This window comes from Devosia insulae DS-56 (genome assembly GCF_000970465.2).
GTDB classification, from domain to species: domain Bacteria; phylum Pseudomonadota; class Alphaproteobacteria; order Rhizobiales; family Devosiaceae; genus Devosia_A; species Devosia_A insulae.
The window spans coordinates 1-8550 of the sequence record NZ_LAJE02000243.1 but is presented as its reverse complement, the minus strand read 5'-3'; the positions used below and the strand labels follow the sequence as shown (position 1 = coordinate 8550).

Annotated in this window: 7 protein-coding genes; all 7 read right to left on the bottom strand. The window is 65.2% G+C overall.

Annotated elements, in window-relative coordinates:
* Positions 1-114: 114 nt before the first annotated feature.
* Positions 115-1422, bottom strand: a complete 1308-nt coding sequence (gene guaD, locus VW23_RS17365; protein ID WP_069910807.1) for a guanine deaminase — start codon at positions 1420-1422, stop codon at positions 115-117.
* Entirely contained in the window at positions 1419-2639 is a 1221-nt protein-coding gene (locus VW23_RS17360) for a urate hydroxylase PuuD (RefSeq protein WP_069910806.1), read from the bottom strand. Before VW23_RS17360 ends, guaD begins: the two co-directional genes overlap by 4 nt.
* Before the next feature lie 210 nt (positions 2640-2849).
* On the bottom strand, positions 2850-3935 hold the full coding sequence (locus VW23_RS17355; RefSeq protein WP_069910805.1) for a BMP family ABC transporter substrate-binding protein: 1086 nt from the start codon (positions 3933-3935) through the stop codon (positions 2850-2852).
* Positions 3936-3964: 29 nt separating this feature from the next.
* Positions 3965-4900 carry an ABC transporter permease gene (locus VW23_RS17350; RefSeq protein WP_069910804.1) on the bottom strand — a complete coding sequence of 312 codons (936 nt, stop codon included), beginning with the start codon at positions 4898-4900 and terminating at the stop codon, positions 3965-3967.
* Between the two features lie 3 nt (positions 4901-4903).
* The gene (locus VW23_RS17345; RefSeq protein WP_069910803.1) at positions 4904-5998 is read right to left on the bottom strand and encodes an ABC transporter permease; all 1095 of its coding nucleotides are present in this window, start codon (positions 5996-5998) and stop codon (positions 4904-4906) included.
* On the bottom strand, positions 5988-7550 hold the full coding sequence (locus VW23_RS17340; RefSeq protein WP_244513637.1) for an ABC transporter ATP-binding protein: 1563 nt from the start codon (positions 7548-7550) through the stop codon (positions 5988-5990). The genes VW23_RS17345 and VW23_RS17340 overlap by 11 nt, the downstream gene beginning before the upstream one ends.
* The gene (gene xdhC / locus VW23_RS17335) at positions 7540-8421 is read right to left on the bottom strand and encodes a xanthine dehydrogenase accessory protein XdhC (protein WP_069910802.1); all 882 of its coding nucleotides are present in this window, start codon (positions 8419-8421) and stop codon (positions 7540-7542) included. The genes VW23_RS17340 and xdhC overlap by 11 nt, the downstream gene beginning before the upstream one ends.
* Positions 8422-8550: the final 129 nt, after the last annotated feature.

Genomic DNA, 8550 nt, shown 5'->3' with positions numbered 1-8550 from the left:
CCTCAAGGGGGAGGGAGGCGACGACCTCGACGCCTGCGATACCCGCGAACCGGCATCACCGTTTTTCCGACCCAGCGCAATCCCCCAAACAGCGCAATCCGCGTCACCTTCGGATCAGGCGGCGAGTGCCGATTTCATCGGCTTGCCCATCACGTAGGTTTCGACCACTGCCCGGTCGTCGCCGCAGGTCTGTAACAGGAACAGCTCCTGCTCGAGCGAGCCGCAGGTTTCCATGCGGAGCGCCATTTGCGGCGTGGCGCTGGAGTTGAGCACCACGATATCGGCTTCCTTGCCCGCCTCGAGCGAGCCGATACACCCGTCGAGGCTCATCGCCCGGGCATTGCCCAGCGTCATGTGGAAGAACGAGCGGAACGGCGTCAGCCGCTGGCCGCGCAACTGCATCACCTTGTAGCCTTCGTCCATGGTGCGGAGCATCGAATAGGAGCTGCCACCGCCGACATCGGTGGCGGTGGCGATGCGCACGCCGCGTTCGTGCTGGCGGTCATAGTCGAACAGCCCCGAACCGATGAACAGGTTCGAGGTCGGGCAGAACACCGCCACCGAGCGCGTCTCGGAAATCACCTCGGTTTCGCGATGGCTCAGGTGGATGCAGTGGCCGAGCAGGGTTTTCGGGCCGAGCAGGTGGAACTTCTCATAGATCCCGACATAGTCGCCGTAGTTGGGGAACAGCTCGTTGGCATAGGCGATCTCGGCGAGGTTCTCCGAGACATGGGTCTGGATGTGGAGGTCGGGAAACTCCCGCGCCAGCGCCTCGGCCATCGCCATCTGCTCATGCGTCGAGGTGATGGCGAAGCGCGGCGTGATGGCATAGTGCGCCCTGCCCCGCCCATGCCACTTGGCAATCCCGGCCTTGGTGTCGTCGTAGCCGGATTGCGGCGTATCGAGCAGCCCGGATGGCGCGTTGCGGTCCATCATCACCTTGCCGCCCACCATCAGCATATTGCGCTTCTCGGCCTCGCCGAAAAACGCGTCGACCGATTGCGGGTGCACCGAGCAATAGGCCGCCGCCGTGGTGGTGCCGTGCCGAACCAGTTCGTCGAAAAAGCGCGAGGCGATGCGGGTGGCATGCGCCTCGTCGCCGAAGCGCTGTTCCTCGACGAAAGTGTAGGTGTTGAGCCACTCGAGCAGCGCCGCCGCATAGGCGCCGATCACCTGCATCTGCGGGAAATGGATATGCGGGTCGATGAAGCCGGGCAGGATCAGGTTCGGGCGGTGATCAATGATCTCGGCGGCGGCGTGGTGCGACGCGGCGCGCTCGTTCCACTCCCCGACCATCAGGATCTTGCCGTCGCCGATCACCACCGCGCCGTCCTCGATGTAGCGATACGCGGCGTGATCGTCGCGGCCCTGCGGCTCCGCAACGAAGCTCAGCACCCGCCCGCGAAGGATAGTGATCTTCACTGCGCGTCCCCGCGGAACCAGGCCACCAGCAGCGCCCGCTCATCGTCGGTCATGTCGGTGACATTGCCCGGCGGCATGGCGTGCGAGTAACCCGCCTGGATCGCCACCTGCTCGCCGTGGTTGGCGATGGCGATGTCATTGTCGAGAATGACGTTCTTGGGCGCTTCAGCAATGCCCTCCCATACCGGCTCGGCGGTGTGGCACATGCTGCAGCGGCCCAGCACCACCTCGGACGCCGCCCTGAAATGCGGCGATTGCATCAGCAGCGTTGCCTGGGGAGATGGCACGGTCTCGGCCCCGGTCGGCAGCTTCGGTCCGCTGGACAGCCAGGCGCAGAGCAGGAAGATCACGATCACCAGCGGCCATACCCAGGTCGGGTTGCCCTTGCGGCCATGCCTGGTGTTGAAGAAGTGCCGGATCAGCACGCCCTCGAGGAAGATCAGCGAGGCGATCAGCCAGTTCCACGGCGTGGCGAAAGCCAGCGGGTAGTGGCTCGACAGCATGAAGAAGATCACCGGCAGGGTGAGGTAATTGTTATGCAGCGAGCGCTGCTTGGCGATCTTGCCGTATTTGGCGTCGGGCACCCGCCCGGCCTTGAGATCCGCCACCACGATCTTCTGGTTGGGGATGATGATCATCGCGACGTTCGCCGCCATGATGGTCGCGGTGAAGGCGCCCATATGCAGCATGGCGGCGCGGCCGGTGAACACCTGCGTATAGGCCCAGCTCATCGCGGTGAGGATGGCGAACAGCACCACCATCAGCCCGCCGGTCGAGTTGCCGATCGGCGATTTGCACAGCGTGTCGTAGAGCACCCAGCCGAGGACGATCGAGCCGAGCGAAATCAGGATCGCCTGCCAGGCCTGCAGATCCAGCACGTGCCGGTCAACGAGGAACAGGTCGGCGCCGAAATAGTAGACGACGACCAGCAGCATGAACCCGGAGATCCAGGTGAAATAGCTCTCCCACTTGAACCAGGTCAGGTGCTCGGGGAGGAAATCCGGCGCCACCAGGTATTTCTGGATGTGGTAGAAGCCGCCGCCATGCACCTGCCACTCCTCGCCATGCGCCAGCGGCGGCAGGCTAGGCGTCTTCCGCAACCCCAGGTCCAGCGCGATGAAATAGAAGCTGGAGCCGATCCAGGCGATGGCGGTAATCACATGCGTCCAGCGCACCGCGAAACTCAGCCATTCCCAGAAGATTGCGGTGTCGGTCATCGTCTTGATTGCCTCAGTTCGGTACTGCCCCTCACCCGCCTCGCTAAGCGAGGCACCCTCTCCCTCAAGGGGAGAGGGGCGGCGGCGAAACCCCGCCCCTCTTCCCTCTCCCCTTGAGGGAGAGGGTGGCGCGCAGCGCCGGGTGAGGGGCAGTCTACACACAAAGGTAGAGGCGGACTCGCGTCCGCCTCCTGTCAGCTCAAGGCGAAATCAGGCAGCGCTTTCGACGCCCTTGACGAACCAGTCGATCACGGCGAGCTCGGCCATGGTCATGACCTTGCCTTCCTCGACCTTGAGGTTGCCGTCCTGGTCGTAGATCGGGCCGGTGAAGATGTCGTAGGTGCCGTCCTTGTAGCCGGCCTGTACGGCATCGGCGAGCGCCACGACATCGGCAGGAACCGCCTTGTTATAAGGCGAGATCACCACGGTGCCCTCCTTCATGCCGTCCCAGGTGTCGGCCGACGCCCAGGTGCCGTCGACGATCGCCTGCACGCGCTCGACATAATACGGGCCCCAGATGTCCTCGATCGCGGTGAGGTGGGCGTTCGGTGCGAACGACGACATGTCGGCGCCCTGGCCGAAGCCATAGAGGCCCTTCTGCTCGAGAATCTGCAGCGCCGCCGGGCTGTCGGTGTGGGTGGTGACGATATCGCAGCCAAGGTTGATCAGCGTCTCGGTGGCCGCGGCCTCCTTCGGCGGGTCGAACCAGCTGTCGATGAACACCAGCTTCAGCTTGGCATCCGGGTTCTGCTTCTGCGCCGAGAGCAGGAACGAGTTCACGCCCAGCACCACTTCCGGCACCTTGTACGAACCGAGATAGCCGAGCGTGCCCGACTTGCTCAACTTGCCCGAGATGGTGCCGAGCACGGCACGGCCTTCGTGGAACTTGGAGTTGTAGGTCGAGACGTTATCGGCGCGCTTGAAGCCCGTGCAGTGCTCGAACTTCACGTCCGGGAACTCGGCCGCCACCGTGATGGTCTGGTCCATGTAGCCGTAGGAGGTGGTGAAGATCAGCTTGCAGCCCTGCTGGGCCAGGTCGCGGATCAGCGGAATGGCCGACGCGTCCTCGGCGACGTTCTCGACATAGATCGTCTCGACCTTGTCACCGAGCGCCGCATCGACCGCCTCACGGCCCTTGTTGTGGGCCCAGGTCCAGCCATAGTCGCCGATCGGCCCGAGGAAGATGAAGCCGATCTTGATCTTTTCCTGGGCGAAGGCGGTGCCGCCGGCGAGCGGCACGGCCGCGGCGGCCGCGCCTGCGGCAGCGATGAAGTGGCGGCGATTGAGATTTGCCATGGACGTCTCCTGTTACGTTGTTGGCGTTTCTACGTTGCGGGAAGAAAGGGCTTGCCGAGGCAAGCAGGCGCGTTGAGGCCGACCCGATCCCGCATGGAGATCAGCGTCAGCACCACAACGGTCATCAGGTAGGGCATGGCCGCCCAGAATTGCGACGGGATGTACTGGGCGAAGGAGAGGAACGAGAGCCCGCCGGCCTTGGCGTTGAGTTCCATCCACATCAGCACGCCGAAAAAGATCGCGCCGACCAGCAGCCGTCCGGCCCGCCAGCCGGCGAACAACACCAGCGCCAGGGCGATCCAGCCCCGCCCGGCGGTCATCCGCTCGGCCCACATCGGGGTGATCACCATGGAGAAATAGGCCCCGCCGATCCCGGCCATCGCCCCGCCGAAGGCCACCGCGGCGTAGCGCACCCCGATCACCGAATAGCCGATCGAATGGGCGCTGAGGTCGTTCTCGCCGACCGCCCTGAGGATCAGCCCGGCGCGGGTCGACTTGAGGAACCAGCCGACCGCGAACACCATGATCAGCGCGAAATACACCACCGGCGAATAACCGAAGAGCACCTTGAGGAGCGGGTCGCGCGCCAGCTCGGGCGGAAACACCGAGCCGAACTGCGGCACGATCCGGCCGACGAAGCTGAGCCCGATCAGCGAGCTGAGCCCGGTGCCGAAAATGGTGAGCGCCAGCCCTGTCGCCACCTGGTTCGAGTTGAGCGTCAGGACGAAAAAGCCGAACAGCGACGCCGCGAGCGCGCCGGCAACGGCGGCGCCGATCACCCCCAGCCACGGGTTGCCGGTGAGTACGGTAGCGGCAAAGCCGGCGATAGCGCCGACCAGCATCATGCCTTCGACGCCCAGATTGAGCACGCCGGACTTCTCGACCACCAGTTCCCCAAGCCCGGCCAACAGGATCGGGGTGGAGATGCCGACGATGGTGATGATGGCCGCGATGAGGAAATCCATGGCCTATTCCCCCGGTGCCGGCTGCACGACGGCCTTGGCCGACGGGATGAAGCGCACGCGATAGCGCACGAAAATATCGCTCGCGAGGATGAAAAACAGCATCATCGCCTGGAAGATGCCGGCGGTGGCGTTGGGGATATGCACCGTGGTCTGCGCCACCTGCCCGCCCACATAGGTGACGGCAAGCACGATGCCGGCAATCAGGCAGCCGATGGGATGCAGCCGGCCGAGGAACGACACGATAATCGCCGTGAAGCCGTAGCCGGAGGGAAATCCGAGATTGATCGCCTTCAGCGACCCGGCGAACTCCAGTGCGCCGGCGAGCCCGGCCATGCCGCCGCCGATCAGCATGGCGAGCCAGACCGTCTGGTTGCCGTCGAACCCGCCATGGCGCGCCGCGTTGGGCGCCGAGCCGACGACCCGGATCTGGTAGCCGAACACCGAGCGCGACATCAGCAGCCAGAACACGAATGGCAGCACAACAGCGATGGCGACACCGAGGTGAACCGTGGTGCCGGAGAAGAGGATCGGCAAGGTCTGGTCCGGTTGCAGCGGCGCGGTGGCCGGGAAATTGCGGCCGTTGGGGTCTTTCCAGGGGCCGCCGACCAGATAGCTCAACACTTGCAGCGCAACATAGGTGAGCATCAGGCTCGACAGGATTTCGTTGACCCCGAAGCGGGTCCTCAGCGCCGCCGGCACTGAGGCCCAGGCGCTGCCGCCGAGCATGCCGGCGAGGATCATGGTGATGATGATGATCGGCCCGCCTGCCGTGCCCGCGGCGATGCCGACACCGGAGGCGCAAAGCGCGCCGATGATGTACTGCCCCTCGGCGCCGATGTTCCAGACATTGGCGCGATTGCCGATGGAGAGGCCGAGCGCGATGATGATCAGCGGCGCGGCCTTCACCGCCACGTCCTGCCATTTGTAAGAGGCGAGCAGCGGCGTCAGAAAGATGTCGATCACCGCCCGCTGCCCGTCGATGCCAAGCAGGTCGAACACCACGACGCCGACCACCATGGTGAGCAGCACCGAGGCGATGGGCGTCACCACCTGCATCAGTTTGCTCGGCTCCTGGCGCTTTTCGAGCTTAATGCGCATGGGCCAGCTCCAGCTCAGCAGTCGGGGTCGTCGGCGCCTCGCCATGGATGCCGCCCATCAACAGGCCGATCTCCTCGATATCGGCGCCGGCGACCTGCATCGGCCGCGACAGCCGCCCCTCGTTGATCACCGCCAGCGTGTCGCACAGCGACAGCAGTTCATCGAGATCCTGGCTGATCACCACCACCGCCGACCCCGCTGCTGCAAGATCGACGATCGCCTGGTGGATCGCCGCCGCCGCTCCGGCATCGACGCCCCAGGTCGGCTGGCTGACCACCAGCACGGCAGGCTTCTGCAGGATTTCCCGACCCATGATGTATTTCTGCAGGTTCCCGCCCGAGAGCGAACCCGCCGTGGCGCCCGGGCCCAGCGCCTTGACCGCAAACGCGGTGATCACCTCACCGGCATAGGTCTTGGCCGCACCGGCCTTGATCAGCCCGGCACTGACCATGCCGAGGCGGTCGCGGGCGGTGAGGATGGTATTGTCGGCAAGACTGAATTCCGGCACCGCCGCATGCCCGTTGCGCTCTTCCGGCACGCTGGCCAGCCCCTTGAGGCGCCGCGACTTGGCCTGCAACTGCCCGACCGGCGCGCCATCGATGCTGATGGCCTCCGCATCGCCCGACAGCACTTCGCCCGACAGCGCCAGCAGCAGGGCATTCTGGCCATTGCCGGCGACGCCTGCGATGCCGAAGATTTCGCCGCCACGAACCGTGAAGTTGATGTCCTTGAGCGCGATGCCGAACGGCCCGGCACCGGGGATCGACAGCCGGTTGACCACCAGTTTTTCCTGCCCCAGCGACCGGCCGGCCGGCTTGGTGATCTCCTTGAGGCCGGCGCCGATCATCTTTTCGGCCATCGAGCGCGAAGTCTCGACCTTCGGGTCGCAGGTATCGACCAGCTTGCCACCGCGCAGGATCGTCGCCGTGTCGCACAGCGCTTTGATCTCGTGCAGCTTGTGCGAAATATAGAGGATCGAGCAGCCTTCGGCCGCCAGCTGCCGCAGCACCACGAACAGTTGCTCCACCTCCTGCGGCGTGAGCACCGAAGTCGGCTCGTCCATGATCAAGAGCTTGGGGTTGAGCAGCAGCGCCCGCACGATCTCGATGCGCTGGCGTTCGCCCACCGACAGGGTGGAGACGGTGCGGTGCGGATCGAGCTTCAACCCATACTGCTCCATCACCTCGCGGATCCTCGCTTCGAGGTCCCGCGCGTGTATCTTGGCGTCCATCCCCAGCGCAATGTTCTCGAGCACCGTCATCGCCTCAAACAGCGAGAAATGCTGGAACACCATGCCGATGCCGAGCTTGCGGGCCGCCTTGGGGTTACTGACGCTAAGCGGCTGGCCGTTCCAGCGGATTTCACCCGCATCGGGCTGCATGATGCCGTAGATCATCTTGACGAGGGTGGATTTGCCGGCGCCGTTTTCGCCGAGCAGCGCATGGATTTCGCCGGGTCTGACCGAGAACGAAACATTGTCGTTGGCGAGAACGCCGGGGAAGCGCTTGGTGATACCGGTCAGCTGCAGCCGCGGCGCAATGCTACTCTCCAAGGACGGCTCCCGACGTCTTCGTTGTGGCCGGCCGCGCCTTCAGATCTTCGACTTCCCGCGCCCCAATGTGGACCAGAATTTCCGCTGCCGCCAGCGCCGCGCTGACTTCGGGCCGCTTGTCCCCAATCCCTTGAGGGAAGGCCTTGCCGCCGATCGGCAGCACCAGCCGCTCGAGCGCCGCCGCCGGATAGCCCTCGCCCAGATACCAGGAGCGGAACCGTGCCCGTTTTGTCTTCGAGCCGACCATGCCGATATAGGGCGCATCGGCCCGCTGCAGCGCCTCGGCAGCGATCAGGAAATCGAGCGCATGGTCATGCGTCAGGATGACAAAGCCGCTGCCCCGCGGCGCCGAGCGCACTACCGCCTCGGGCATCGCCACGGCGTGGGTCTCGACATTCTCCGGCAGGTTGGTGAGCTCGTCCGGCCGCGTATCGACCACATGCACCTTCAGCGGCAGCGCCGAAAGCGCCCGGGCCAGGGCATGCCCGACATGGCCGGAGCCGAACAGGTAGACATGCGGCCGCGCCGCCGCCTCGGCCTCCAGCTTTGCCACCAGACGTCGCGTCTCAGCCGGCGTCACCCGCTTCAACGCCACATCCACCCGACCGCCGCAGCACTGCCCGATCTCGGGCCCGAGCGGAACATCGAGGCTGTCCTCATGCTCACCGGCCCGCAGCACCTGCCGCGCCCGGTCGATCACCATATACTCGAGCGCCCCACCCCCGATGGTGCCGATCTGCGCCTCCGGCGAGATCAGCATGAACGTGCCGGCCTCGCGGGGGGACGAGCCGCGTGCCGCGGTGAGTTCAGCGACGATGGCCGCTGCGTTGGCGGCGAGGAAGGTGCGGAGAGAGGCGGGGGAGAGTGTCATCGGAAAGAGCCCCCCCACCCCTGTCCCCTGTCCCTCATCCACATCTGACGCTGCCGCCCCGCGAACTCGTGATGATCTCACGATGCGCCGACACGTGCCAAAACACAAATGGCCTGAACTCGTTAGCTT

Excerpts from the sequence above, each read along its gene's own strand:
- VW23_RS17355 (WP_069910805.1), bottom strand. The coding sequence starts at position 3,935 with ATGGCAAATCTCAATCGCCGCCACTTCATCGCTGCCGCAGGCGCGGCC.
- xdhC (WP_069910802.1), bottom strand. The coding sequence starts at position 8,421 with ATGACACTCTCCCCCGCCTCTCTCCGCACCTTCCTCGCCGCCAACGCA.
- VW23_RS17360 (WP_069910806.1), bottom strand. The coding sequence starts at position 2,639 with ATGACCGACACCGCAATCTTCTGGGAATGGCTGAGTTTCGCGGTGCGC.
- VW23_RS17345 (WP_069910803.1), bottom strand. The coding sequence starts at position 5,998 with ATGCGCATTAAGCTCGAAAAGCGCCAGGAGCCGAGCAAACTGATGCAG.
- VW23_RS17350 (WP_069910804.1), bottom strand. The coding sequence starts at position 4,900 with ATGGATTTCCTCATCGCGGCCATCATCACCATCGTCGGCATCTCCACC.